The following is a 25,951-nucleotide window of genomic DNA, read 5'->3' on the forward strand; positions in this document are numbered from 1 at the left end:
AAAGAAGTATCTAGATTGTCGGATTCTTTTTGTTTCTAGTCATGAATGTGGTAATATAGTGCTGAGATAATTGAAAGGAGACATATACGCATGAAAACTTTAGGATACATATTAATGGAAAACGGTGAAAAAATCGACTTGGAATTTTTCCCAGAAGAAGCACCGAAAACAGTAGAAAACTTTAAAAAATTAGCAGAGCAAGGATTTTATGATGGTGTGACATTCCACCGTGTTATTCCTGGCTTCGTAAGCCAAGGTGGAGACCCAACAGGTACAGGTGCAGGTGGCCCAGGTTACTCTATTCCATGTGAAACTGATGGAAACCCTCATAGACACCTTGTAGGATCACTTTCTATGGCTCACGCTGGCCGTAACACAGGCGGTAGCCAATTCTTTATCGTTCATGAGCCACAACCGCATTTAGATGGTGTTCATACTGTATTTGGTAAAGCAACAAGCGGTATTGAAACAGTATTAAAAATGCGTCAAGGCGATGTAATGAAAGAAGTTAAAGTTTGGGAAGAATAAGGTAAGGAAAAAGAGAGCTTTTGCTCTCTTTTTTATTTTTAATGAGATTGAGTACTTCTTCTACAGCTCATCATACAAGTAGTATTGTTGCTAAAATATATTGCTTGTGAGAACAAACCTTTAACCAATTACATAGAATACATTACATTATATGTTTCAATAGATATTTTTTGTTATATTAATTTTGCTAGAATTGTGCTGCTTTAGGGTAACTATGAATGAAGTGGTGTTGAATGATATGTTTCTTTCCATTCCATATAAAATTTTCTTTTTTTAACTCTATTTATTAAAGGAATAGTGCTGAAACATAGATTTGACTTTCTTCTTTTCGCTTTGTATGATTATCAAGTTGTTTTAGACTCTTCTCACTCTGTTGAAAATATTGTAAAATGAATGTGATATGAAAAGAGTGATTGAGGGGATTACTAGTTTGTAACTTTTGTAAGAAGGGATAAGGGTTATGTTAATTCGTTTTAAAAAAAGTTATGAAAAAATTGCAATGGGGCTTCTTTCGTTTATGCCAACTGAAAAAGATGTGAAAACATTACAATTGACAATGAAAGAATATGAAGCAAAAGATGATTGGCAATTGTATTTGTGGAAAGAAAATGAAGATTTTGTTGGAATAATGGGGATTGTAAAAAAAGAGAATCAAGTATTAGAAATTCAGCATTTGAGTGTGAACCCGTCTCACCGTCATGTGGGGATTGGGACGAAGATGGTTCAAGAGTTAAAGAGTAAATTTCTTGAGTTTACAATTTGCGGAAATGAGCAAACGGCAAGTTTTTGCGAAAAATGTAAAGGGCTAGAACAAAATATACATTCGTGAAAGCAGAGATAAGTAGTTTATTATCTCTGCTTTCTTTTTTGTAATTGTTCGTTTCGTTCAGTAATGACCTCTGTGCGATCACGCATAGTGTGCTTGTTTATAATATATTCACCTGGGATAGCATTCAAGTCTTTCCAAGAGAGGTTTTGTTTTTGACATAACTCTATGCACTGCTTCTCTAACGATGGATCTGATAAGGGTAAAAATAAAGGTAAAAAACGTTCTTTTTTATGGATAGATTGCAATCTTTCATTGAGCAAGGAAAGAAGTTGTACTTGATTAATTCCTAAACGTTGTAAAGGCACACCGCTTTTTTCTAAAATTGTGATTGCGCTTTTCATCATTTTTGTGGAACCATTCCAATTAGCACGTCTTTGGTGGTATAAAGAAACTGCGATTTGAATGAGACCAACTAAGTAATAATCACGATTACCTCTTGGTTTTGTTTTCCAATACTCTTCTAGTATTTCGTGGCATTCAAAATAGTCATAATCTCCATGGAAATGAATTAAAAATTGTATGTATTCGGTAGGATACATGTTTTCTCGCTCCTATCTAACGGTTATACATATAAGTGTATCATAGAAATATGAACAATAAACGACTAGGAGGTTTCCCCCTAGCCGTTATTGTTCATATTAGCAGAAGCAAGCTGCTCCTACAATAATTAGTAAAATAAACAGTACAACAAGTAATGCGAACCCACCGCTAAAACCACAATCAACGTGACCCATAGTTTTTTGACCTCCTACATTGTTCTTACTACACTGTTATCATATGAAGTGGTGGGCATGATGACATAGGCATCGGTCTATTTTTAATTAAATTTCTTAAAAAGGTTGGATAGAACATGAGTATGCTCTATACTTATGTTGTTATAGAAAAAATGTGGTGGGATGCTTTGTGCAATATAATTTTAAAGTAGAGGCTTTTGAAGGGCCGTTAGATCTATTGTTACATTTAATACATCGTTATGAAATTGATATATATAATATTCCTGTAGCAGATATTACAGAGCAATATTTATCTTATGTGCATACGATGAAAGAACTTCAATTAGATGTTGCAAGTGAGTATTTAGTAATGGCTGCAACGTTATTACAAATTAAAAGTAAGATGTTGTTGCCGAAACACGAAGAAGATGTACTTGATAACGGTGATGATTTTATAGATGATCCTCGTCAAGAATTGATGGAGAGGTTAATTGAATATAAGAAATATAAGCAAGTTGCTACTGAGTTAAAAGAAAGAGAACAAGAAAGAGCACAGCTATATACACGTCCACCAATTGACTTTACATCGTTGCAACAAGAAGAGGAGACAAGCTTACCTCTTGATGTTACGTTATATGATATGCTAGCAGCATTTCAAAAATTAATGCGCCGTAAAAAGGCAAAAAAACCTGTAACAACACGTATTACTCGTCAAGAAATACCAATTGAACAGCGAATGACTGATATTTTAAAGCAGTTAAAAATAAAGGGTGGTCGCCAAAGCTTTTACGATTTGTTTGTTGATGCTGAACGTGAAATAATGGTTGTAACATTTTTAGCAGTTCTGGAACTTATGAAAAATCAACAAATCATAATTGAGCAAGAACATAATTTTGATGAAATTTTCGTATCAAGCTCTAATAAATCTGCATAGAGCAAGTATGTGAAAATGGGATACAAACATATCTCATGCTATGTTTTAATGTATCGTTTGGAACAAGAGAAAAAATATTGAACCGAACGCATTAATTGTGATTCGGTTTTTTGATGTGTATTTTTATGGGAAAATAGAAGGAAGGAGCTCGTGAAATGGATAGGAAAGAACAAAAGTCAATTATTGAAGGCCTTTTATTTGTTTCTGGTGATGAAGGGATTTATCCAGAACAAATAGCAAAAGTTCTTGAAATTGAAATGAATGAAGTAATTAATATTTTAGAAGAAATGCAACAAGAATGTGAAGGTGCAAACCGTGGTTTGCAAATTGTACAGTATGCAAAAGTATATCGTTTTGCTACAAAGAAAGAACATGCTTCATATTATCAAAAATTAATAGATACACCAACAGCTGCTTCACTCTCACAAGCTGCCCTCGAAACTTTAGCGATTGTTGCATATCGCCAACCAATCACAAGGACTGAAATGGAAGAGATTAGAGGAGTTAAAACCGATAAGGCGTTACAAACGTTGGTTTCACATTTACTTATAAAAGAAATGGGAAGAGCAGAAGGACCAGGGCGTCCTATTTTATACGGAACAACAAAAGAATTTTTGGACACATTTGGATTGAAAACATTAGATGATTTACCACTGCTTTCTGAAGAGAATGAACAAATGAATGAAGCAGATTTATTCTTCGGTTCCTTACAAGAGATATCGAAATAAAAGCTTAGCATTTTGCTAAGCTTTTTTTGTATATCAATTATTTACAGTGCCATACTAAATGAAAAAAGGAGACGAGTTATGAGAGGTATGCGGATTATTTTATTATTAGTTTCTGTTTTATTATGTTTTTCTTTAAATAGCGCATCAGCTAAAAGGTATATGATGTCCATTCATACTACGTCTCCTTTACATATGCATCGGCAACATCTTAGTAAAATGAAAGTGAGCTTTTTAAAAGTGGGGCAAGGTGACGCAACACTTATTATAATGCCAAATGGACAAACAATGTTAATTGATGGAGGACCTTATGAAGCAGGAGAGGTTATTATTCAGAAATTAATTGAGAAAGGGATTAATCATTTAGATGTAATTGTCAGTACGCATCCCGATATGGATCACATAGGGGGGTTAATTCCAATTGTAGAGCAAATGCCGGTATCGCTTATATTAGATAGCGGAAAAACATATAGTTCTCTTACTTATCATACGTATCGGAATAATATTAAAAAAAGAGGGATACCTTTCGTTTCAGTAAAGGAAGGACAATATATACCGCTGGATCCACATGTTTCTATACAAGTATTAAACAACGGGAAATCAAAAGATGAAAATAATGAATCCTCAATTGTTTTAAAGGTGCGATATGGAAAAGCGGATTTTTTATTAATGGGTGACGCGGATGTACGGACAGAACATGAAATATTAAAACAATTTGATGTCCATGCAGATGTGTTAAAAGTAGGGCATCACGGCTCATATACTTCAACAAGTGAAACGTTTATAAAAAAAGTGGAACCGCAGTTTGCTATTTTGTCGTACGGGAGTAGTAATCCGTATGGACATCCTCACCAAAGTGTAGTGAAACGCTTAAAAAGGCACGGTATAATGGTATATAGAACGAATAAACGTACAGTAGAAATGGAAACAGATGGTGAACATATTATGTTAGAGTCTAGCGGGTTAATGCCATTATTGAAGTGATTTCTAGATTAGGGGGCGATACTGTCCCTTTTTGGAAAAATGAATAATATATATTATAATTATAAGAGACGTAAGAAATTTCCTTTTCTGTTGAATAAAAAGGAAATTTCATTAGAATGTATAGACAACTACTCGTGCGTATATTAAGATGGAACTAGGCGAATAAGGTAATAATAAAAAGTAGGTAATTCATGGGAAAGGATCGATGAAAATGAAAACGCAAATTGTCATCAATGCCAAAATTTACACAGGTCAAGAAATAGTGGAAAACGGATTTATTCGTTACGCAGAAACCATTAAAGAAATTGGTTTGATGGCTCAATATGTACCACAAGAAAATGAAACTGTTTTTGATGCTACAGGGAAGATTGTAATTCCAGGTATGATCGATGTTCATATTCATGGTGGATACGATATTGATGCGATGGATGCAAATAGCGATGGGTTAGTAACTCTAGGTAAAGAAATGTTAAAAGAAGGGGTTACAACTTACTTCCCAACAACAATGACACAAGCTCCAGAGGCAATTGAAGCAGCGTTAACTGCTGCAAAAGAAGCAAAAGAAAAAGGAGCGCATTTCGAATATATTCACTTAGAAGGACCTTATGTTTCAAAGAAACGTGCAGGTGCACAACCACTTGAACATATCGTTCCTGCAAATATTGAGCAATTTAAACAATGGCAAGAAGCAAGTGGGAATTTAATTAAATTAGTAACATATGCACCAGAAGAAGAGGGAGCATTAGAGTTTGAACAATATCTTGCTGAAACTGGTGTAGTTGGCACAATGGGGCATACAGATGCAATTGATGAGCAACTAAAAAATAGAAAGATTACACATGCGACACATTTATACAATCAAATGCGTGGATTACATCACCGTGAACCAGGAGTTGTTGGTCATGTGTTATTAAATCCAGATGTAATGGTTGAAGTAATTACAGATGGCATTCATATTCACCCTGATATGGTGAAATTAGCATATAAGTTAAAAGGACCAAAAAAAGTAAGTGTTATCACTGACGCAATGCGTGCAAAGGGTCTTGAAGATGGATTATATGAGCTTGGCGGACAGCCAGTACATGTAAAAGATGGTAGTGCTCGATTAGAAGATGGAACGTTAGCTGGTAGTATTTTAAAAATGGATCAAGCTTTCCGAAATGTAATTGAATTTACAGGTTGTTCAATCGAAGATGCAGTACTGATGACATCAGTTAACCAAGCAGAAGAGTTTGGATTAAATAATAAAGGTGCATTAGCGGTAGGAAAAGATGCAGACTTTGTTGTGATGAATGAAGATTTACATGTATATGATACGGTTCGTTTAGGAATTCATATGAAGGAAGGGAAGTAATTAAATGAATATTCTTGTTGTAAAAACTCCAGAAGAACTAGCAGAAGCAGGTTATAAATTAATTGAAGAAGTTGTAAAAACAAAAGAAAATCCAACGTTAGGAATGGCTACAGGAAGCTCTCCATTAGGTATTTATGCAGAAATGCGAAAAAATAAACTTGATACAAGCCGTGTAACCACTGTAAACTTAGATGAGTACGTAAATTTACCACATGAAGATAAAAACAGCTATCACTATTTCATGCAAGAACAGTTGTTTGATCATCTTCCATTTAAACAAACTTATGTACCAAACGGGATGGCAAGTGATTTAGAGGAAGAGTGCAAACGTTACGAGAGCATTCTAGCTGCTAACCCAGTTGACCTACAGATTCTTGGAATCGGTGAAAACGGTCACATCGGATTTAATGAGCCAGGAACACCGTTTAATTCTCCAACAAACATTGTTGAATTAACAGAATCTACACGCCAAGCAAACCTTCGCTTCTTCGAAAAAGAAGAAGATGTGCCAACTCATGCGATTACAATGGGAATTGGAAGCATTATGAAAGCGAAACAAGTTCTACTTGTTGCTATGGGTTCTAAAAAGGCAGAAGCTGTTAAAGAATTATTGCAAGGTGAATATAGTGAAGAGTGTCCGGCTACAGTTTTACAACGTCATCCGAATGTAACCGTAATCGCTGATCAAGAAGCTCTATCTTTATGCAGTGAGGCGATTGCTGATGAACATCGACAAGTATTCACCATTTCCGATCTATTATCAGATTCAAGAGTGGGTGAAACAGCTAATTGAGGACGGCGAATGGAAGCCGGGAGATAAAATCCCATCTGAGAATGAACTTTGTGATAAGTTCGAAGTGAGTCGAATGACAATCAGACAGGCGATTAATAATTTAGTGGAACAGGGCTATTTATATCGGAAGCGTGGAATTGGAACATTTGTCCAACTTCCGAAAGTGGAACAAAAATTGCAAGGAATGACGGGATTCACAGAAGACATGATTTCTCGTGGGATGAACCCAAGTAGTCAATTACTTAGTTTCCGCCTAGTTCCAGCTACTGCGAAAATAGCAGACCGGTTGAGAATACAGGAGGGGGAATCGGTTTATGAAGTGAGGCGTATTCGCTTAGCTGATGATGAACCGATTGCTTTTGAGACGACATATTTGTCGCCAGCTCTTGTAAAAGATATTAACGAAGAGATATTGCAACAATCTTTATATGAACATTTAGAGAAAAAACTGGGCTTTAAACTTGTTAGCGCTACTCAGTCAATTGAAGCTTCCGTTGCGACGGAAAATGAAGCTGAACATCTGCATATTCCTAAAAAGGCGCCTGTACTTGTAATGCGTCAATGGTCATATTCAGAAGGTGAGGTACCGCTAGAGTACGTGAAATGTATTTATCGTGGAGATCGTTATAAATTTATTACGAATATCGCACGTAACAAATAGTATATTTCAGTTTGTGAAGTACAGTGGAATTGAAAATGGTTAACATGTAAAGAAATAAAAATACGACTCATCCTTATAAGGAATGAGTCGTATTTTTATTATGAGCAATTACGTGGTTAACAGCATCTTTGACGTGATTTACTACATAGTGAGCGTGATTTTTTACTGCATTATCTGCTTGTGACATAGCAAAACTGTGAGGAGTTAAAGAAAACATAGGAATATCATTGTAAGAATCCCCTATACAAGCAATTTCCTCAGGTTTTATTTGAAACTCATTTAATAAAACAGAAATGGCAGAGCCTTTACTAACATTCGGTGGCATTACATCTAAACATTGTTCTGCTGAGATGAAAGTACTAACTTTCCCGTGGAATTTTTCATCAATTTTTTTCTGAAGGAGTTGTAAGCTCTCCTTTGTTCCACCGACAGAAATTTTATTTGGGAAAATTGTATCATCAATCTTCTGTAGTAAGTTTGGTTCTTCAACAGAAGTCATAGTTACTTGTTGTTCAAGTTCTTGAATAAAAGGTGTTTTCTCTTCAATGTAATAATTATGCTCATCACTTACATAACGGAAATAAGGATCTTCATTCGTCATAGCTAACAAATCGGGAAGTATGCTGGAATCAAAAGTTGCAGATAATAGTTGTTTATTTTCATGTGTATATACAAAAACACCATTTACACTAATGCGATGAAAATTTGTATTTACAGCTTTCATTAAGTCTGCAATTTCATTATCAAGTCTTCCGGAAGCGAAGCAAAGAATAACATTTTGTTCGGCAAGGCTGCGTAGTGCCGCAACATCTTGTTCATCAATAAGACCTCCGTGTTGCATCATTGTACCATCGATATCACTTACAAACATTTTAATCATGCTGTTATCTCCTTTCTATGTACAGTTGCTCTTACATTATACGCATCATATATAAACATGTCTAAAAAATGAATTTTTATTAAATGGCAGATGTTTTACATTGACGACAAAGAAGAATATTCTGTAACATAAAAGTAGGCTATTTAAGTACGAGGGTGGTGTTATATGAGTAATTATCTAGAAATTAAAAAAGTTTTAAATAATAATGTCATCATTGCTAGCCATCCGGAACACGAGGAAGTAGTAGTGATTGGTAAAGGAATTGGATTTGGGAAAAAAGCGAAAGATGTATTGGAGCAAGAACAAATCGAAAAAATGTTTGTCTTAAAAAATGAACGTGATCGTGAACAATACAAATTATTAGTGCCGCATATTAGTGAAAAATTAATTGAATTGATGAACGATATTATGCTGTACATTCAAGAAAAAGCGAAATCTCCACTAAATGAACATATTCATATTGCGTTAACGGATCATATTTCATTTGCGATTAAAAGGTTAAAACAAGGACTTACAATTGATAACCCTTTTTTAGTTGAAACAAAAATGCTCTATCCAGAGGAATATGAAATTGCGGAAGGTGTTGTACAACTTTTAAATTCTCGTTTGCAAATTACATTGCCAGAAGGAGAAATTGGTTTTATTGCACTTCACATTTACAGTTCGCTTACAAATTCTGATTTATCTTCAGTTAATCAAAACTCCCGTCTCATTGCACAACTTGTATCTTTAATTGAGACAAACTTACAAATTACATTAGACCAAGAGAGCATTCATTATTTACGCCTTATTCGTCATCTTCAATATGCCATTGAGAGGGTGAAAAAAGGAGAAAAAGTAGAAGAATCGCAAAGTTTTGCTGATTTATTAAAGGCGGAGTATCCAGTTTGCTATAACTTGGCTTGGAAGCTAGTTAAGGTCATGCAAAAAGAGTTGCAACTACCTGTATATGAAGCTGAAAGTATTTATTTAACGATGCACTTGCAACGCTTAGTAAAGGCAGAGCATGTGTAAAAAGTCATATATTTTTGTCTAAAATGAAAACGTTAAAAAAAATGATTGAATCGCTTACAATAGTTATGTATAATAACTATTGCAAAGTTATACAAATTTCGACAAACACATTAAGGTGAGTAACGAAAACGTTTGCCTTAATTATAGTGAACTTATACGTAAACCTATTTTTGACACGTGTTACTGATTCGATCAGGCATGAGTGGAGAAAAGTAAGGAATGTAAGCTAGAGAAAGGGATATACTACCCTTTGTATAGCTATCGTTCTATCTTTTTTTCCTCATGTCTTTTTGGCGTTTGTCGGAAGGTATCAATATAGATAAGAGAGGAAGGGTTTCCATGTTTAAGAATATCTTTGGTGTTCTTCAAAAAGTCGGAAAAGCGTTAATGCTTCCAGTAGCGATTTTACCGGCGGCAGGTATTTTACTTGGATTTGGTAATGCATTTCAAAATCCACAGTTAACAAATGTTATTCCTGCTTTAAAAGCAGATTGGTTCGTAATGGTTGCAAAAATTATGGAACAATCTGGTGATATTATTTTCGCTAACCTTGCATTATTATTCGCAGTTGGGGTAGCAATTGGTTTAGCTGGTGGAGACGGAGTAGCTGGTTTAGCAGCATTCGTCGGCTACTTAATTATGAACAAAACGATGAGTGTGTTCTTAGAAGTAGATAAGCTAGTGAAAGTAACAAGTTCTGGAGCAGACCCAGTAAAAATTGGATTTGCAGATCCAGCGTATGCAAACGTATTAGGTATTCCAACGCTACAAACAGGAGTATTTGGTGGTATTATCGTCGGTATAGTAGCGGCATATTGCTATAATAAATACTTCAACATTGAATTACCATCATACTTAGGTTTCTTTGCAGGTAAGCGCTTCGTACCGATCGCAACTGCAACATTTTCTTTAATAGTAGGTATTATCATGTGCTTCATTTGGCCATACATTCAAGGTGGCTTAAACACGTTCTCACATCAAATGATTGATGCAAATAGAACAATCGCAGCATTTATATTCGGTTTAATTGAACGTTCATTAATTCCATTTGGATTACATCACATTTTCTATTCACCGTTCTGGTTCGAATTCGGTCAGTATACAAATGCAGCTGGCGAATTAATCCGTGGTGACCAAAAAATCTTTATGGCACAGTTAAAAGACGGTGTAGAATTAACAGCAGGTACATTTACAACTGGTAAGTATCCGTTCATGATGTTTGGTCTTCCAGCAGCAGCTTTAGCAATGTACCATGAAGCACGTCCAGAAAATAAAAAATTAGCAGCAGGTATTTTAGGTTCTGCAGCATTAACATCTTTCTTAACAGGTATTACAGAGCCACTTGAATTTTCATTCTTATTCGTAGCGCCAGTATTATTCGGAATTCACGCTGTATTTGCTGGTCTATCATTTATGACAATGCAAATTTTAGGTGTTAAAATTGGTATGACATTCTCTGGTGGTTTAATTGACTTCCTATTATTCGGTGTATTACCAGGCCGTACAGCATGGTGGTGGGTAATTATTGTTGGTCTTGTACTAGCAGTTATTTACTACTTCGGATTCCGCTTTGCAATTCGCAAATGGAATCTAAAAACACCTGGTCGTGAAGTGGCAAATGCAAATGACGGCGCAGGAAAAGCAGAAGCAGGCGAACTTCCTCGTGAAGTATTAGTAGCACTTGGTGGTAAAGAAAACATTGCTTCTTTAGATGCTTGTATTACTCGTTTACGTGTTCAAGTTAACGAACAAAAGAATGTAAACAAAGACCGCTTAAAAGAACTTGGAGCAGCTGGTGTACTTGAAGTTGGAAATAACATTCAAGCTATTTTCGGGCCGAAATCTGACACATTAAAATCACAAATTCATGATATTATGTCAGGTCGTACACCTCATGTTGAAAAAGAAGAACCTGTAAAAGTGGAAGAAACTCCTCAAAAAGTTGATGAAAATGAAACAATTGTATCACCAATCGAAGGAAAAATCTTACCAATTACAGAAGTACCTGACCAAGTATTCTCAGGAAAAATGATGGGAGACGGATTTGCAATTGAACCAACTGAAGGAACAGTAGTTTCTCCAGTGAACGGTGAGATTGTCAATGTATTCCCTACAAAACATGCGATTGGCATTCAATCTGAAGGCGGAAAAGAAATTTTAATCCACTTCGGTATTGATACTGTAAAATTAAATGGTGAAGGTTTTGAAGCGCTTGTAGCACAAGGTGACAAGGTGAAACAAGGCCAACCATTATTAAAAGTAGATCTTGCATTTGTAAAAGAAAATGCACCATCTATCATTACACCAATTGTCTTTACAAACTTACAACAAGGGCAACAAGTCGAATTGAAAAAAGATGGAAATGTTAAGAAGGGCGAAACCGCTATTATTGACATTCAGTAGGAATTTGACGCAAAATGTTTATAATTATAATAGGCGATGTGGTTGACCGAACATCGCCTATTATATACAATAGATGGTGTAGTACTCACGTCTATACAACTAAAAAATACTGTAATTTAAAGGAGATAAATTATCATGGAAAAAATCTTTAAAGTAACTAGCGACTCAGGAATTCATGCTCGTCCAGCAACTCTACTTGTAAACACTGCAAGCAAATTCGGTTCTGACATTAACTTAGAGTATAACGGAAAGAACGTTAACTTAAAATCAATCATGGGCGTTATGTCTTTAGGCATTCAACAAAACGCAGAAATTAAAATCACTGCAAATGGTGATGATGCAGCTCAAGCACTAGCAGCTATCGAAGAAACTATGAAAAACGAAGGATTAGGAGAATAATGACTCTTAACATTCAAGGGATCGCTGCATCAAGTGGGATTGCTATTGCAAAGGCTTTCAGACTTGAAAATCCTGAATTTAACATCGAAAAGAAATCAATTACAAACGAAGCTGCAGAAATTGCACGCTTAGACGCTGCGCTTGAGAAAGCAAAAACTGAATTAGAAGCTATTAAGGACCACGCATTTGCTGAGCTAGGTGCTGACAAAGCTGCGATCTTTGAAGCACATTTATTAGTGTTAAATGATCCAGAACTAGTAAACCCAGTAAAAGATAAAGTAAATAGCGAAAAAGTAAATGCTGAATTTGCAATGGATGAAGTTGCATCAATGTTTATTTCTATGTTTGAAAACATGGATAACGAATATATGAAAGAACGTGCTGCGGACATTCGTGACGTAACAAAACGCGTTCTTGCACATTTACTAGGAATTAACTTCTCAAATCCTGGTACAATTTCTGAAGAAGTAATCATCATTGCTGAAGATTTAACACCATCTGATACAGCTCAGTTAAACCGTAAGTATGCAAAAGGTTTCACTACTGATATCGGTGGACGTACATCTCACTCTGCAATTATGGCTCGTTCTATGGAAATTCCAGCTGTTGTTGGTACGAAAGTTGTTATGGAGAAAATCCAAAACGGCGATATCGTTATCATTGACGGTTTAGATGGAGAAGTAATCGTAAACCCATCAGAAGAAACTCTTCGTTCGTTTGAAGAAAAGAAAGCGAAATTTGAAGAGCAAAAAGCTGAATGGGCTAAATTAAAAGACCAAGCTACTGTAACAAGTGACGGACATCACGTTGAGCTTGTTGCAAATATCGGAACACCAAATGATGTACAAGGTATTATCGATAATGGCGGAGAAGGCGTTGGCTTATACCGTACAGAATTCTTATACATGGGCCGTGACAATCTTCCAACAGAAGAAGAGCAGTTCGAAGCGTATAAAGCAGTTCTTGAAGGTGTAAAAGAAGGTCAACCAGTCGTTGTTCGTACACTTGACATCGGTGGAGATAAAGAGCTTCCATACTTACATTTACCAAAAGAAATGAACCCATTCTTAGGATACCGTGCAATTCGCTTATGTCTTGATGAGCAAGATGTGTTCCGTACACAACTTCGTGCATTACTTCGTGCTAGCGTATACGGTAACTTAAAAATTATGTTCCCAATGATTGCAACTCTTGATGAGTTCCGTCAAGCGAAAGCGATTTTATTAGAAGAGAAAGCGAAACTTGTAGAAGCGGGTACAACTGTTTCTGATTCTATTGAAGTTGGTATGATGGTTGAAATCCCAGCTTCAGCAGTATTAGCAGATCAATTCGCGAAAGAAGTTGACTTCTTCTCTATCGGAACAAATGATTTAATCCAATACACAATGGCTGCAGACCGTATGAACGAACAAGTATCTTACTTATACCAACCATATAACCCATCTATTTTACGTCTTGTAAAAATGGTTATCGATGCTGCTCATAAAGAAGGCAAATGGGCTGGTATGTGTGGTGAGATGGCGGGCGATTCACTTGCTATCCCATTATTATTAGGATTAGGTTTAGATGAGTTCAGTATGAGTGCAACATCTATTCTTCCTGCAAGAACACAGCTAAGCAAGTTGTCAAAAACAGAAATGGAAACATTAGCAGAAAAAGCATTAATGATGTCAACTGCTGAAGAAGTTGTTGAACTAGTTAAAAGCATATAATCAATAAAAAAACCTGAGCCGATTTGAAATCGGTCTCAGGTTTTTTCTATGAGAAAAGTAAATCTTATTTGCTTACTATCGAGGATAAGAAACAGAATTAGATAGCGATTGCAACGATATCAGTTGGGCATACACGTAAAATACCAGTAAAAGTATTTCGATTTTGATTGTTCTTATCGTCTTTATTGTTATCTTTGTTATCTTTGTTATTACGAGCTAAAGCAGAGAAAAGAGCAACACCGTTAGCGAAACCTTCAAAAATTACATTATTGAAAGTGCCATTACCTCTAATGCTTAAAAGAGAAAGCTCTGTTCCAACTGAAATGCTAGCAAGTACGTTACATACAGCTGGTTGTTGTGGTCTAACTACTTCTCTCTCTTTCTCGCGATGTTCGCGATGGTCACACTCTCTTTCACGATGATGACAGTCTCTAAAGTTATCACAGCATCCAAATGATCCAAACATAATCCTCATCACCCCCTTCACACTTATAATCTATGTAAGTTCGGTAGTTAGTGACTGGACAGAGAGTGGAATTTTTTCTAGGGGATTTTCTCATTTTAAATGACTAGCTGGGTGTTTAGTATGGAATGATGTTTAAAATAGGGGGAATATAACAAAAAAATGTAAAAACCACCGAAATAAATGAAATGGGTAGCCTTTACACTTTTTTACTTTTATATAAAACGATGATATATACAGGAAGAGCTAGGAGTAGTGGCACAATGGATCGCGCAGTATGTTTTTCTGATTCTAATTGGAATGCTTCTTCTTTTGGAAATTGTAAAATGGAGATGTTTGCGGCATCACCAATAAAATATAGAAGCAGTACAGTTACTATGTAACATAAAAGTGCGATAAAGCTTCCGTATGAACTCAATGAAAATCCCTCTCTTGTTATCTATTTGTTATCATTGTATCACAATTGTAACAAAAATACACGGGTATATTTCAACACCTTAACAAAATTCGACACGAAACGTCACGTTTATTTATGAGGAGGGAATAGAATATACTTTCCCATAAGTATAAATGTCGAATGATTTGTAGTAATATTACAAAAGTATGACAGGAAATAAAAAAACGAAGGCAACGTAGTTACCTTCGTTTTTTATTATTTTGCCCACTCACTCACTTGCTCTACGCTCATGCGAGGTGCAGGGTGGCCTTTTAAAGTTGATTCACCAATTGTAATAAGCATAATTGGAACGTAACGAGATGAAACGTTAAATTCGTCGGTCAGTGCTTGTGGATTGAAGCCACCAATAGCACAAGTATCCCAACCAGTTGCTTTAGCTGCAAGCATAAGTTGCATTGCTGCTAAAGATGCATTTGAAAAGGCAGCATCTCTTGGGAATTGTTCACGAGCATATGCAGATTCAATATTTTTAGCTAAGCGTTCTTTTGCTTCTTCTTTCATAAATCCTTGTTCTACAATTGGACCATATACCGGCTCAACATTTTTATAAGCTTCTAAATCGCCTAAAATAGCGACTACTGCAGAAGCATCAAGAATTTGTTGTTGGTTATAAGCTATTGGGTGTAATCGTTTTTGTACATCTTCACCTTGAAAAACAAGGAATTTCCAGTGTTGTAAGTTCCAAGCGGAAGGTGCTTGTGCTGCGGCTTTTAAAATCTCATGTAATTCTGTAGATGAGATTTCTTTATTTGGGTTGAATGCACGTGTAGATGTGCGTTCATATAGAACATCAAAAAAGTTGTCGTTTGTCATTGTATATCCTCCAAATTGTATATCGAATTATTTTCAAAAAAATAATATACACTACTTACATTTTGTAAGTTATCGAATTTAAGAATATAATATCTTTATTTTAATTGTCAAGTTTTAAAATTTAGCTAGGGCATTCATACAAACGATACAATTCCTACAATCATACACTAAAAAAGGAATTTATAGAGTGAAAAGCGAAGATAACATTCTCAATTAGCTTGTTAATATGTATCTCTCACAAATTAAAGTTTATTGGAGACCAGTCTTTTAAAAAAGTTTGTGAGGAATTCAGTAGAACAAGATATATGAAGTGAGTGAAGACTAGTGATGAACATACTACATTTTTTATTAGAGAATACGGTTTTCCAAAATGTGTTACAAGATCTGCAGTTAAATGTCCTTTATATAGAAAATGGATGTAAGCATCAACAAACGGTAGAAAATATCCATCCAAAATGTATGTTTATAGCAAATAGTTTTGAAGAGGGCGAACTATTATTTCAAAGAACGAAACCACACATTATCATTACGTATGTAACAGATTATTCTCAAATAAAATATATAAAGAATATGTATACTCCGCACAGTACATTCATTGTCATTTGGGATCAACAAATAACAAAAGAATTCACAGATGTACTTGCATTAGGAATACGTAATATTGTAATAGCTCCTGTAACTCCGCAAGCAGTGTTAGAGGAAGTGAATAAGAGTTTGTATCAACTTTCTTTAGTAAGGCAAGTTAGTTTGCAGCAGGAATTGCTTCAAACGATGTTTGATTTTCAAAATGATCTATTATTTATAGTAGAAGATGATGAAATAGTTGATTGTAATACAAATTTTTTAGCTTTTTTCGGATATGAAAATTTGTTTGCCTATCGTGAGCAACATTTAGTATTTGCTGAACATTTTATTAGAGAAAATGGATACTACTCGACGACGCATGATATAACATGGCTAGACGATACTTTATCTAGTGGTAGAAGAATTAAGATGTTAAATTATGAAGGGGCAGTATCTACTTTTCTATTACGTGCGACACCATTGCCAGAAGATTTATCAAGATTTATTGTAAAGTGCACGGAAATTACAGAATTAGATGAAATCTATCAAGAACAAGAAAGACTTGCTATGATAGATTCATTGACAGAGATTTATAATCGTTTAAAGTTTCAACAAATACTAGAGGTAGAATGGGAAAAGGTAATACGTAGTGATGAGAAAATAGCAATCATTTTATTTGATATAGATAATTTTAAAACAGTTAATGACACATATGGTCATGATTTTGGCGATTTAGCATTAATACAACTTGCAGAGCTTATGAAATCTAAAGTGGAGCAGCAACATGTATTTGCAAGATGGGGAGGAGAAGAATTCATTATATTAGTGACAAATACAGTAGAAAAGGAAGCATTTCAAGTTGCGGAGTCATTACGATTCTTTATTGAAACAAAGCAATTTACTGGAATTTCGAAGTTAACAGCTAGCTTTGGAGTTGCGTTATATGAACAAGGAACTACAAGAGAAGAATTAATGCAACGAGCGGACATTGCATTATATGAAGCGAAAAAAAATGGAAAGAATCAAGTATGTGTGTATAGAAAAGAAAAAATGTAATTTTTCGCAACAAATTGTTGCGATTTTTTTTTATTGTTTGATAATAGAATAGGGGGGATAATTTTTAGCGAAGGAATTATGGAGGATCAATATGATAAAAAAAGTAATGGTGATGGCTTCACTGTCTGCTATAGTTGGCGGCGGAGTATACTATTTTCTTGTTAGCCCCAATATAAAGGAAAACACTGTATTAACAACTAAAGTGAATCCTACTATTGAATCGGAAGTACAAGGGAATATAGAAGAAAAAGAAGAGCAACAAATTGATTATGCTAGCATATCTCAAAAATTAGATCAATATTTAGTCGGAAAGCAATTTAATGGAACAGTTTTGGTAACAGATAAAGAGCATGTTATATTGAATAAAGGATATGGGTATGCTGATGTTCAAAATAAAATAGAAAATACGCCTCAAACAAAATATCGTATCGGTTCTATTACGAAAACAGTTGTTGCCACATCTATTTTACAGTTGCAAGAACAAGGTAAATTGAATATTCAAGATAATGTAAATAAATATATTCCTTCATTTCCGGAGAATAAAAATATTACGCTATATCATTTATTAACGCATACCTCTGGTTTACCTGAACATGCGAAAGGAAATGTGAATGCTGCTTCCCGTTTACAGTTAATTAATTGGATTGGACGTCAAAATTTAGAATTTCCTGCAGGAACAGGTTGGAGATATACAGATTATAATTATATGGTTCTTGCTTATATAATAGAACATATCTCCAAAAAACCTTTAGGAGATTACATAAAAGAAAACATATTTATAAAAGCAGATATGCATGAATCCGGTATGGGAAATATGGTACCTGGAGATAAAAATTTTGCAAAGGGTTATGTGAAAAAAGATAAAGAGCTTGTACCAGCGCAGAAGTTAGGCATGGATTGGCTATATGGTTGTGGTGAGATGTATACGACAGTTGGAGATATGAAGAAGTTAGACGAAGCAATTATAAATGGAAAACTTCTTTCTGAACAAAGTATACAAGCAATGTTTTCGCCTTCAGCAGAACGGAAATATGCATTTAGTTTATATATATATCCAGATTATTTTCATAATCATGGTGTGTTATCTGGTTGGAACACTTTCAATAATTTTAATAAAGAAAAAGGAATTTTTGTTATGTTATTTTCAAATGTGAAAAATAGTATGGATGATGACTTTAATAAAGAGTTCCGAAAGATGGTAAATGATTTATTAGAACAAAGGGGATGAGAAAATGGAACATAAAACTGTATCAATAGGTTTCATTGGTATTGGCGTAATGGGAAAAAGTATGGTTTATCACTTAATGCAAGATGGTCATAAAGTATATGTATATAATAGAACGAAAGCAAAAACAGATTCTTTAGTGCAAGCTGGTGCAAATTGGTGTAATACGCCAAAAGAGTTAGTGAAGCAAGTTGATATTGTAATGACAATGGTTGGATATCCACATGATGTAGAAGAAGTGTATTTTGGTATAGAAGGAATTATAGAACATGCAAAAGAAGGTACGATAGCAATTGACTTTACGACATCTACACCTACTTTAGCAAAACGTATTAATGAAGTTGCAAAAAGCAAAAAAATATATACGTTAGATGCACCTGTCTCAGGAGGAGATGTTGGCGCGAAAGAAGCAAAACTCGCAATTATGGTAGGTGGAGAGAAAGAAATATATGATAGATGCTTACCTTTACTTGAAAAGTTAGGAACAAACATTCAATTACAAGGACCAGCTGGGAGTGGACAACATACAAAAATGTGCAATCAAATTGCCATTGCTTCCAATATGATTGGAGTATGTGAAGCTGTTGCTTACGCGAAGAAGGCTGGACTGAATCCAGATAAAGTGTTAGAGAGTATTTCAACAGGAGCAGCAGGTAGCTGGTCATTAAGTAATTTAGCTCCTCGAATGTTAAAAGGAGACTTTGAGCCAGGATTTTATGTAAAGCATTTTATGAAAGATATGAAAATTGCTTTAGAGGAAGCAGAAAAATTACAATTACCAGTCCCAGGCTTAAGTTTGGCGAAAGAATTGTATGAAGAGTTAATTAAGGATGGCGAAGAAAATAGTGGAACACAAGTATTATATAAAAAATATATAAGGGGGTAAACGAGGTGGACCTTCAAAAGTTTGATGAGATGATTGATACTGTACAGCGAGCTACTTGTATGCAAATTAATGAAAGACAAAAAGAAGCTTTTAAACAAAAATATGATTTTGAACCAGAATTTGAATATGGAAGAGATGAGAAGGGGCATTATGTAATTCGAACCTCAAAAAAGATGTTAGAAGAAATGGAGTTTTATTTAGCATTGAAATATGATCGTGATGGAGTGGATCTTTATATGCAAGCTGAGATTGACGGCATATTTTATGTATCTATTAGCTATGGTGAAGATGCCCTACATCTACAAGAATTGTTTCAATTTCTAGAAGAAAATAAATAAAAGTCCTCAAATGAGGACTTTTATTTATTTAGTCATCTTTAATTTTTATAATTATAAGTTAGAAGCCCGGCGGCATCGTTCAACCGGGAACGGGATAATTTGTGCGATGTGATTAGGGCCAAATTGTTTTGTACGAGCATGGCGTATTATATAAAAAGCACACAGAATTGAAACAGGAATAGCGCCGAATAAACCAAATAATAAAGCGCTTACACAAGATGCGACAAATCCTAAAACACCAATTTCTAACTCTTCCATAATAGCTCCTAAAATAACAGGAAATGCTCCACATGTAACTCCAAGTATAAGTGCGATAAGTAAGCTCATGATTATCCCCCTCTGTTTGCGATATTATTTTCCTTCTTAGTTAATTGTAGTATATCACATATAAAACAGAATTTTCAGAAAAAATTCAATAAATGTTCAACAAATGTTCGAAAAATGCACTTGAAAAATCAGGGTGTTAAATTTGTGATGAAATAGTACTTTCAAGTAAATAAAAAATCAGGCTTATTTCAAAATGAAATAAGCCTGTTCCATAGGAGGATGTATATATGTAGAGTGAATAAAAGTTTGGAAAAGGGGGTCCAAGTCCTTTTATTCAACTAACTACCTTAATAGATTGGAACCCAGCCTTCAGTTGTCACAAAAATACGAATAGCTACAACTTGGCGATCATCTTGCAAGGTAAAATAATGTCTTGCATTTTCAGGAACAGATATTAAATCGCCTGGCTCAAGTTCAACATCAAAGAATTTCCCATCTTTACCTTCAATAGCGAAAATGCCATGACCACTGACGATAAAGCGAACTTCGTCATCTGTATGATGGTGTTCCTTTTGGAAATTAATTAATAATTCGTCAAGGTTAGGGGTGCTATTTGAAAGTGAAATTACATCATGTGCTTTATAACCACGGCGTGCTGAAACATCAGCGATTTCTTTTGAAAACACAGCTAATATTTCAGCTTTGTTTTCATCTGTTAACGAATAATTTTCATTTAAATGAGTAGGAAGTTTAGAAATATTCCATTTCTCATATAAAACGCCTTCCTCTTGTAGAAATTTAGATACTTCCACTTCATTTTCAATACGAGTATTTACTTCATGAATACGAATTTGCGCCATTAGAAACGCCTCCTTGAATTGATAATAGTTTTATATGAAATTGGAATAAAAACTCATAAGCTTCTAATCTCTTCTTTGCATCAAAGCTATCTCGGCCCCATACAGTAATACCGTGGTTACGGATTAATACTGCACCCGAATCTCCTTGTATATGCTTTCGGAAGTTTTCTCCAAGCGTTGGGATATGGGCATGGTTTTCAATAATAGGAATTTGAATTGTTGCACCTTCTTCCCAAATATCGAGTGCTTTAATAATTTCTTGATTTTGAAGGGTGACTGCATCACTATATAAATTTGTGATGACATTATTATCAGTTGTATGAACATGAAGTACGCACCCGGCATTCGTATTGTTATAAATGTGTGTATGCAATATTGTTTCTGCTGAAGGGCGTAATTCAGTCTCTAAAACGGGAACTCCTACATGATCTACTAATAGAAAATCATCTGGAGTGGTTTTTGTTTTATCTTTACCGCTTGCTGTAATAAGAAAAGTAAGTGGTTCATGGCTAACCTTTATAGAAATATTACCACTTGTTGCTGGAAACCAATTTCGTGTTGTTAACTCTTTTTTTAACTCGCTTAAGTCATACCATTGACGAAAAAGTTGTTTCATGCCTTCACCTCCAACAAAAGTTTTAATTCAGCTTGCACATCTTGAAATGTTTCAAACGGTGTATAAGCAATATGATTTTCTTCACACTTTGTAATAAGAAAATCGCGAGCGAATACTTTATCAGCTTGTTTCGCGGCTTGTAAATCAGTAATAGAATCTCCAATTACAATATGAAAGTCATTTGTATCACTTAATTTACGGATTAATGATGATTTACATAATCCGCAATGATTTTGACAATGATCATCACAAGAATGAGGCCATTTAACTGTAATAAACTCTGCTGAAAAGTCTGTTTCATTACAATAAATTTGCTCTTTTGGAATGATTCCTTGTAAGAGTGGATAGACGAAGAAATCCATTCCACCTGATATCACGTAAAAAGAAATGTTATTTTCCTTTACGAATTGTATAAACTCATGAAAACCACTACGGATTTCAGCAGTTTCTATTAAAAATTGAATAATATCATCGTGCAGATTAGTAGGTATTAATTGAAATAATCGAGAAACACCTTCTTGGATGGATAGTTCTTGTGATAAAATTTTATTCTTTACTTCTTCGGCTTCTGGTGGTGCGAATTTTTCCATAATGGACATAATGTTATCATTATTTGTAATCGTGCCATCGAAATCACAAAATACTTGAATACTCATAATTTCACCTCATAAGAGGGATTTCCCCATATTTGTAGTGCACTATGCAAATTTATGTCGTCTACTTCATGGAGTGGTTTATTTTGCAAAGTAGCATCAATTGCAGTACGGAAAGCTTTACCGCCGCCTTGCGCTCCATTTGGATGTCCGTGTATCCCGCCGCCAGCATTAATAACAACATCTTTACCGAAATCTCGTACAATAAAGGGAACGAAACCAGGATGAATACCAGCAGACGGAACAGAAAAGCTCTTCTTGAAAAATGCATCGTCTTCAGTTAAATATTTTGAGATAGCAAGAGCCTCCTCTTTTTCTAGCGCAACACTTCCGTATGGAGATGGGAATAATGAAAAGTCAGCCCCAGCATAACGTAGTAGCTTTCCAAGTAATAATGGTGATGAAACTCCATATAACTTGGATGCTGAATAAGCACCACTTACAGCAGGATGTGCCATAATAGGAACTGGGATTTCATCATCTTCTGCAAGTGATTGTAGTACATCTAGTCCGTAAGCAAATACGTTAAATAATAGAATATCAGCTCCAGCTTGCACTGCACGTTTAGCATTTTCTTTTAAATCAAAAGTTCGTCCTGTTAAATTTAAGGCATATAACGTTTTATGACCGTATGTTTCGTAGACAGATTGTAAAACTTCTTTTCCAGATACAATGCGTTTCGTAAGTGGTGTTAATGCATTTTCAAATAATATTTCATCATCTTTTACTATATCTACACCACCAATTGCTTGATCGCGTAATTGCGTTTTTAAATACCCAATGTTTCGTCCAATCATTCCTTTAAAAATACTCATTAAAAGGGGACGATCATGCACTTGTAAAAGATTTCGAATACCATCTATCCCGAATTTTGGACCAGGAAAATGTTTTTTTAACTCGTCTGAAAAAGTTAAGTCAATTAGTTTTACTTCGCCATCAAGTGATAGCTTTCCAAATGTAGTCGTTAAAATCGCTGGTAAATCTGGACTGAAGTTTAATAGCGGATATTCGATTTTAATAATTCCGCGTTTTACTTTTTTACGTAAATACGAATTGGTATATTCATGTTCAGCTAATTCCTCAACATGAATGACGTTGCCTTTATGCTGCTTTAATTGTTCTTGCAATAAGTGTGGCAAATGAGTCCAAGAGCCAATTGTTAAACCGAGTGCAATTTGCTCAGCTTTTTTTTCTAAGTTATGTGAATCATCATGGATTAAATACGTCGCTATAATTCCGCTCATTGTTATAACCTCCTAGTTAAATAAAAAAACCTCTCAGCTAAGGAGAGGTTTTTTTACAACCAGCTCCTTATCTGTCAGCGTAATGCTGCGAGAATTAGCACCGTGTCTACAATTGTAGATCGGTTGCCGGGTTTCATCGGGCTCGTCCCTCCACCTGCTCTTGATAAGAAGTATTTAGAAATGTTTAAATTTTTAAGATAACTGAATTTTGTCAGATATTTTTCGTGTTGTCAATTACTTTTTGAAAAAATTTAATTTATCAATTCGATTAATGGCTTCTCGTAATCTATCTTCTGCATGCAAGAGACCAACACGGACATACCCTTCCCCATGCTTACCAAATCCAACACCAGGAGCAACTGCGACATGTGCTTTTTCTAGTAAAATATCAGAAAATTGCTCAGAGGTATATCCTTTTGGAACGGGAAGCCATGCAAAGAATGATCCTTTTGGAATGTCTACATTCCAACCAATTGAGTGACAGGCTGAAATAAGAGCGTTTCTTCGAGATTCGTAACTATTTACAAGGTCTATTACGCAAGACTGTGAACTTAATAGCGCTTCTCGAGCAGCATCTTGAACTGCACCGAATATACTAACATACATATGATCTTGTAATAGGTTAATTGTTTCAATCACACTTTCATTCCCTACAGCAAAAGCGATGCGCCAGCCAGCCATATTGAAAGTTTTTGATAATGTGTAAATTTCAATTCCTATATCTTTCGCACCATCTGCTTGCAAGAAACTAACAGGTTTTTGACCATCAAATCCGATAGCGCCATAAGCAAAATCGTGAACAACTAATATATTATGTTTATTAGCAAAGTGAATGGTTGCATCAAAAAAATCTTTTGATGCAGTAGCACCGGTAGGATTATTTGGATAGTTTAAAAACATTAATTTTGCACGCTCTGCAATAGAGTCATCAATGTTCGTATAATCTGGTAAAAAGTTATTTTCTGCAATAAGCGGCATTGTTTCAAAGTGTGCTTTTGCTAAAGCAACCCCGGATAAATAATCTGGATAACCTGGATCCGGAACGAGAATCGTATCACCAGGATTTGTAAAACAAATCGGTAATTCTACTAGTCCAGCCTTCCCGCCAAACAAAATAGCAACTTCAGTTTTTGGGTTTAATTCGATGCCGTATTCACGTTTATAGAATGTAGCCACGGCTTCCTTTAAGCTTTCATGTCCGCGAAATGGCGGATATTTATGATGAATGGTCTTTTCGGCAGCATCTTGTAAAGCTTTTACGATATGCTGCGGTGTTGGTTGATCTGGATTACCTTGACCTAGATTAATAACATCGTGACCAGCTGCAACGACTTTGTTAACTTTTGCAACAAGTGAAGCGAAAAATTGTGTTGGCAATGATGTTACTATCTCAGAAGGTTTAAATAATTTCATACTTTCCACCTCTTTTGAAAGTTGTTACAATTCTAGTGACAAATGATATAATCTTTCCAGTATTTTGTAAAGAAAAAAATAAGAATGGGGCTGAAAAAATGAAAGTCGCATGTATTCAAATGGATATTGTTTTTGGAGATGTAGAAAAAAATATTGAGAATGCTAAAAATAAAATAAGCGAAGCTATGAAGGAAAGGCCAGATGTTATCGTCTTACCAGAACTATGGACAACAGGATATGATTTAACGAGACTTTCTGAAATTGCAGATAGGGATGGAGTGGAAACGAAAGAAAAGTTAATAGAATGGGCGAAGCAATATGATATACATATTGTTGGTGGTTCTATAGCAAAGCAAACAGAGCAAGGCGTTACAAATACGATGTATGTTGTAAATAATGAAGGACAGCTAGTCAACGAATATAGTAAAGTACATTTATTTCAGCTTATGGATGAACATAAATATTTAATAGCCGGTAATGGTACGGGCGAATTTAAGCTAGATGATGTCGAATGCGCTGGAACAATTTGTTATGATATTCGTTTTCCAGAGTGGATGCGTGTCCATACTGCTAAAGGGGCAAAAGTATTATTTGTTGTAGCAGAATGGCCATTAGTTCGTTTAGCACATTGGCGTTTGCTATTGCAAGCAAGAGCAGTTGAAAATCAGTGTTATGTTGTTGCGTGTAATAGAGCAGGAAAGGATCCAAATAATGTATTTGCGGGTCATTCTTTAATTGTGGACCCTTGGGGTGAAGTTGTAGTAGAGGCGAATGAAGAGGAATCAATTTTATTTGGAGAGCTTGAATTCGAGAAAATTAAAGAAGTACGTAAAGGAATTCCAGTTTTTGCGGATCGCCGTCCAGAATTATACAAATAAAATGTTGACAAGTGATTTTTATTCTTGGTATAGTCTTCAACATAAAGTTAAAAATTCAAAAAAATTATACAACTCTTATCAAGAGCAGGTGGAGGGATTTGGCCCGATGAAGCCCAGCAACCGACCGTAATACCATTGTGAAATGGGGCGTTTATTACGCCAAAAGGCACGGTGCTAATTCCAGCAGAAAGTAAAACTTTCTGGCAGATAAGAGGGGAGAAGATAAACTTCAAACCTCTTTCTTAGTGGAAAGAGGTTTTTCTATGTTAGAAAAACCTCTGAATTTAAA

General features: G+C 35.1%; 29 protein-coding genes and 2 riboswitches. Of the genes, 17 read left to right on the plus strand and 12 right to left on the minus strand.

Annotated features, from left to right (window positions below):
• Positions 1–90: 90 nt before the first annotated feature.
• Both ES895_RS03645 and ribT read left to right on the plus strand, forming a co-directional pair.
• Complete coding sequence (locus ES895_RS03645; protein WP_000853782.1) at positions 91–528, plus strand: peptidylprolyl isomerase; 438 nt, start codon at positions 91–93, stop codon at positions 526–528.
• 460 nt (positions 529–988) lie between these two features.
• Positions 989–1,357, plus strand: a complete 369-nt coding sequence (ribT, locus tag ES895_RS03650) for a GNAT family N-acetyltransferase RibT (protein ID WP_000908401.1) — start codon at positions 989–991, stop codon at positions 1,355–1,357.
• A 20-nt stretch (positions 1,358–1,377) separates the two neighbouring features.
• Here ribT and ES895_RS03655 read toward each other — a convergent pair whose 3' ends face one another.
• Complete coding sequence (locus ES895_RS03655) at positions 1,378–1,896, minus strand: DUF309 domain-containing protein (RefSeq protein ID WP_000283606.1); 519 nt, start codon at positions 1,894–1,896, stop codon at positions 1,378–1,380.
• A gap of 99 nt (positions 1,897–1,995) precedes the next feature.
• Positions 1,996–2,091: a YjcZ family sporulation protein gene (locus ES895_RS03660; RefSeq protein ID WP_000510194.1), complete on the minus strand. Its 96-nt coding sequence runs from the start codon at positions 2,089–2,091 to the stop codon at positions 1,996–1,998.
• A gap of 169 nt (positions 2,092–2,260) precedes the next feature.
• Between ES895_RS03660 and scpA the strand changes: the two genes are divergently transcribed.
• The 6 genes from scpA (at position 2,261) to phnF (ending at position 7,521) form a co-directional block, all read left to right on the plus strand.
• Positions 2,261–3,004 carry a segregation/condensation protein A gene (gene scpA / locus ES895_RS03665; protein ID WP_001199752.1) on the plus strand — a complete coding sequence of 248 codons (744 nt, stop codon included), beginning with the start codon at positions 2,261–2,263 and terminating at the stop codon, positions 3,002–3,004.
• Positions 3,005–3,159: 155 nt separating this feature from the next.
• On the plus strand, positions 3,160–3,732 hold the full coding sequence (gene scpB / locus ES895_RS03675) for a segregation/condensation protein ScpB (RefSeq protein WP_000375170.1): 573 nt from the start codon (positions 3,160–3,162) through the stop codon (positions 3,730–3,732).
• Positions 3,733–3,810: 78 nt separating this feature from the next.
• The gene (locus ES895_RS03680; RefSeq protein WP_001214829.1) at positions 3,811–4,713 is read left to right on the plus strand and encodes a ComEC/Rec2 family competence protein; all 903 of its coding nucleotides are present in this window, start codon (positions 3,811–3,813) and stop codon (positions 4,711–4,713) included.
• Positions 4,714–4,924: 211 nt separating this feature from the next.
• On the plus strand, positions 4,925–6,067 hold the full coding sequence (nagA, locus tag ES895_RS03685; RefSeq protein ID WP_002103552.1) for an N-acetylglucosamine-6-phosphate deacetylase: 1,143 nt from the start codon (positions 4,925–4,927) through the stop codon (positions 6,065–6,067).
• A gap of 4 nt (positions 6,068–6,071) precedes the next feature.
• Complete coding sequence (nagB, locus tag ES895_RS03690; protein ID WP_001024210.1) at positions 6,072–6,860, plus strand: glucosamine-6-phosphate deaminase; 789 nt, start codon at positions 6,072–6,074, stop codon at positions 6,858–6,860.
• Positions 6,790–7,521, plus strand: a complete 732-nt coding sequence (gene phnF / locus ES895_RS03695) for a phosphonate metabolism transcriptional regulator PhnF (RefSeq protein WP_021727649.1) — start codon at positions 6,790–6,792, stop codon at positions 7,519–7,521. Before nagB ends, phnF begins: the two co-directional genes overlap by 71 nt.
• Before the next feature lie 73 nt (positions 7,522–7,594).
• On the opposite strand, the gene ES895_RS03700 is transcribed toward phnF, so the two are convergent.
• Entirely contained in the window at positions 7,595–8,401 is an 807-nt protein-coding gene (locus ES895_RS03700) for a Cof-type HAD-IIB family hydrolase (protein ID WP_000594245.1), read from the minus strand.
• 165 nt (positions 8,402–8,566) lie between these two features.
• Between ES895_RS03700 and glcT the strand changes: the two genes are divergently transcribed.
• The 4 genes from glcT to ptsP all read left to right on the plus strand — a co-directional run bounded on the left by glcT (position 8,567) and on the right by ptsP (position 13,929).
• The gene (glcT, locus tag ES895_RS03705) at positions 8,567–9,415 is read left to right on the plus strand and encodes a glucose PTS transporter transcription antiterminator GlcT (RefSeq protein WP_000073854.1); all 849 of its coding nucleotides are present in this window, start codon (positions 8,567–8,569) and stop codon (positions 9,413–9,415) included.
• Between the two features lie 339 nt (positions 9,416–9,754).
• Positions 9,755–11,818, plus strand: a complete 2,064-nt coding sequence (ptsG, locus tag ES895_RS03710) for a PTS glucose transporter subunit IIABC (RefSeq protein ID WP_000475797.1) — start codon at positions 9,755–9,757, stop codon at positions 11,816–11,818.
• Positions 11,819–11,953: 135 nt separating this feature from the next.
• Positions 11,954–12,217, plus strand: coding sequence for a phosphocarrier protein HPr (gene ptsH / locus ES895_RS03715; protein WP_000411080.1), 264 nt, complete (start codon positions 11,954–11,956; stop codon positions 12,215–12,217).
• A complete protein-coding gene (gene ptsP / locus ES895_RS03720; RefSeq protein ID WP_000174208.1) occupies positions 12,217–13,929 on the plus strand; it encodes a phosphoenolpyruvate--protein phosphotransferase in 1,713 nt (570 codons plus the stop codon). The genes ptsH and ptsP overlap by 1 nt, the downstream gene beginning before the upstream one ends.
• A gap of 97 nt (positions 13,930–14,026) precedes the next feature.
• Here the strand turns inward: ptsP and ES895_RS03725 are convergent, their stop codons facing one another.
• The 3 genes from ES895_RS03725 to ES895_RS03735 all read right to left on the minus strand — a co-directional run bounded on the left by ES895_RS03725 (position 14,027) and on the right by ES895_RS03735 (position 15,662).
• Positions 14,027–14,395, minus strand: a complete 369-nt coding sequence (locus ES895_RS03725; RefSeq protein ID WP_000468039.1) for a DUF3915 domain-containing protein — start codon at positions 14,393–14,395, stop codon at positions 14,027–14,029.
• A 196-nt stretch (positions 14,396–14,591) separates the two neighbouring features.
• Entirely contained in the window at positions 14,592–14,810 is a 219-nt protein-coding gene (locus ES895_RS03730) for a hypothetical protein (RefSeq protein WP_000100485.1), read from the minus strand.
• A gap of 234 nt (positions 14,811–15,044) precedes the next feature.
• Positions 15,045–15,662 carry a nitroreductase family protein gene (locus ES895_RS03735; protein ID WP_000180372.1) on the minus strand — a complete coding sequence of 206 codons (618 nt, stop codon included), beginning with the start codon at positions 15,660–15,662 and terminating at the stop codon, positions 15,045–15,047.
• A gap of 327 nt (positions 15,663–15,989) precedes the next feature.
• Here ES895_RS03735 and ES895_RS03740 point away from each other — a divergent pair, with 327 nt between their 5' ends.
• The 4 genes from ES895_RS03740 to ES895_RS03755 all read left to right on the plus strand — a co-directional run bounded on the left by ES895_RS03740 (position 15,990) and on the right by ES895_RS03755 (position 19,731).
• Positions 15,990–17,282, plus strand: coding sequence for a GGDEF domain-containing protein (locus tag ES895_RS03740; RefSeq protein ID WP_001023189.1), 1,293 nt, complete (start codon positions 15,990–15,992; stop codon positions 17,280–17,282).
• Between the two features lie 91 nt (positions 17,283–17,373).
• Complete coding sequence (locus ES895_RS03745; RefSeq protein WP_116291427.1) at positions 17,374–18,510, plus strand: serine hydrolase; 1,137 nt, start codon at positions 17,374–17,376, stop codon at positions 18,508–18,510.
• Between the two features lie 4 nt (positions 18,511–18,514).
• Positions 18,515–19,393 (plus strand): NAD(P)-dependent oxidoreductase, encoded by an 879-nt coding sequence (locus ES895_RS03750; protein ID WP_000400473.1) that lies wholly within the window; start codon positions 18,515–18,517, stop codon positions 19,391–19,393.
• Between the two features lie 5 nt (positions 19,394–19,398).
• The gene (locus ES895_RS03755) at positions 19,399–19,731 is read left to right on the plus strand and encodes a DUF3909 family protein (RefSeq protein ID WP_000365624.1); all 333 of its coding nucleotides are present in this window, start codon (positions 19,399–19,401) and stop codon (positions 19,729–19,731) included.
• A gap of 51 nt (positions 19,732–19,782) precedes the next feature.
• Here ES895_RS03755 and ES895_RS03760 read toward each other — a convergent pair whose 3' ends face one another.
• The 6 genes from ES895_RS03760 to ES895_RS03785 form a co-directional block, all read right to left on the minus strand.
• On the minus strand, positions 19,783–20,058 hold the full coding sequence (locus tag ES895_RS03760) for a hypothetical protein (RefSeq protein WP_000054659.1): 276 nt from the start codon (positions 20,056–20,058) through the stop codon (positions 19,783–19,785).
• A gap of 287 nt (positions 20,059–20,345) precedes the next feature.
• Complete coding sequence (locus ES895_RS03765; RefSeq protein ID WP_000057317.1) at positions 20,346–20,858, minus strand: 1,2-dihydroxy-3-keto-5-methylthiopentene dioxygenase; 513 nt, start codon at positions 20,856–20,858, stop codon at positions 20,346–20,348.
• A complete protein-coding gene (locus ES895_RS03770) occupies positions 20,836–21,474 on the minus strand; it encodes a methylthioribulose 1-phosphate dehydratase (protein WP_000811347.1) in 639 nt (212 codons plus the stop codon). The genes ES895_RS03765 and ES895_RS03770 overlap by 23 nt, the downstream gene beginning before the upstream one ends.
• Positions 21,471–22,130, minus strand: coding sequence for a 2-hydroxy-3-keto-5-methylthiopentenyl-1-phosphate phosphatase (locus tag ES895_RS03775; RefSeq protein ID WP_000027467.1), 660 nt, complete (start codon positions 22,128–22,130; stop codon positions 21,471–21,473). Before ES895_RS03775 ends, ES895_RS03770 begins: the two co-directional genes overlap by 4 nt.
• The gene (mtnW, locus tag ES895_RS03780; protein WP_000014192.1) at positions 22,127–23,371 is read right to left on the minus strand and encodes a 2,3-diketo-5-methylthiopentyl-1-phosphate enolase; all 1,245 of its coding nucleotides are present in this window, start codon (positions 23,369–23,371) and stop codon (positions 22,127–22,129) included. The genes ES895_RS03775 and mtnW overlap by 4 nt, the downstream gene beginning before the upstream one ends.
• 64 nt (positions 23,372–23,435) lie before the next feature.
• Positions 23,436–23,541: riboswitch (SAM riboswitch) on the minus strand.
• A gap of 64 nt (positions 23,542–23,605) precedes the next feature.
• On the minus strand, positions 23,606–24,784 hold the full coding sequence (locus ES895_RS03785) for a pyridoxal phosphate-dependent aminotransferase (protein WP_135238164.1): 1,179 nt from the start codon (positions 24,782–24,784) through the stop codon (positions 23,606–23,608).
• Positions 24,785–24,798: 14 nt separating this feature from the next.
• On the opposite strand from ES895_RS03785, the gene ES895_RS03790 reads away from it, so the two are divergent.
• Positions 24,799–25,662 (plus strand): carbon-nitrogen family hydrolase, encoded by an 864-nt coding sequence (locus ES895_RS03790; protein ID WP_000869881.1) that lies wholly within the window; start codon positions 24,799–24,801, stop codon positions 25,660–25,662.
• Positions 25,663–25,734: 72 nt separating this feature from the next.
• Positions 25,735–25,876: riboswitch (SAM riboswitch) on the plus strand.
• The last annotated feature ends 75 nt before the right edge of the window (positions 25,877–25,951 follow it).

Source organism: Bacillus sp. 007/AIA-02/001 (assembly GCF_004634455.1).
GTDB lineage: Bacteria > Bacillota > Bacilli > Bacillales > Bacillaceae_G > Bacillus_A > Bacillus_A cereus.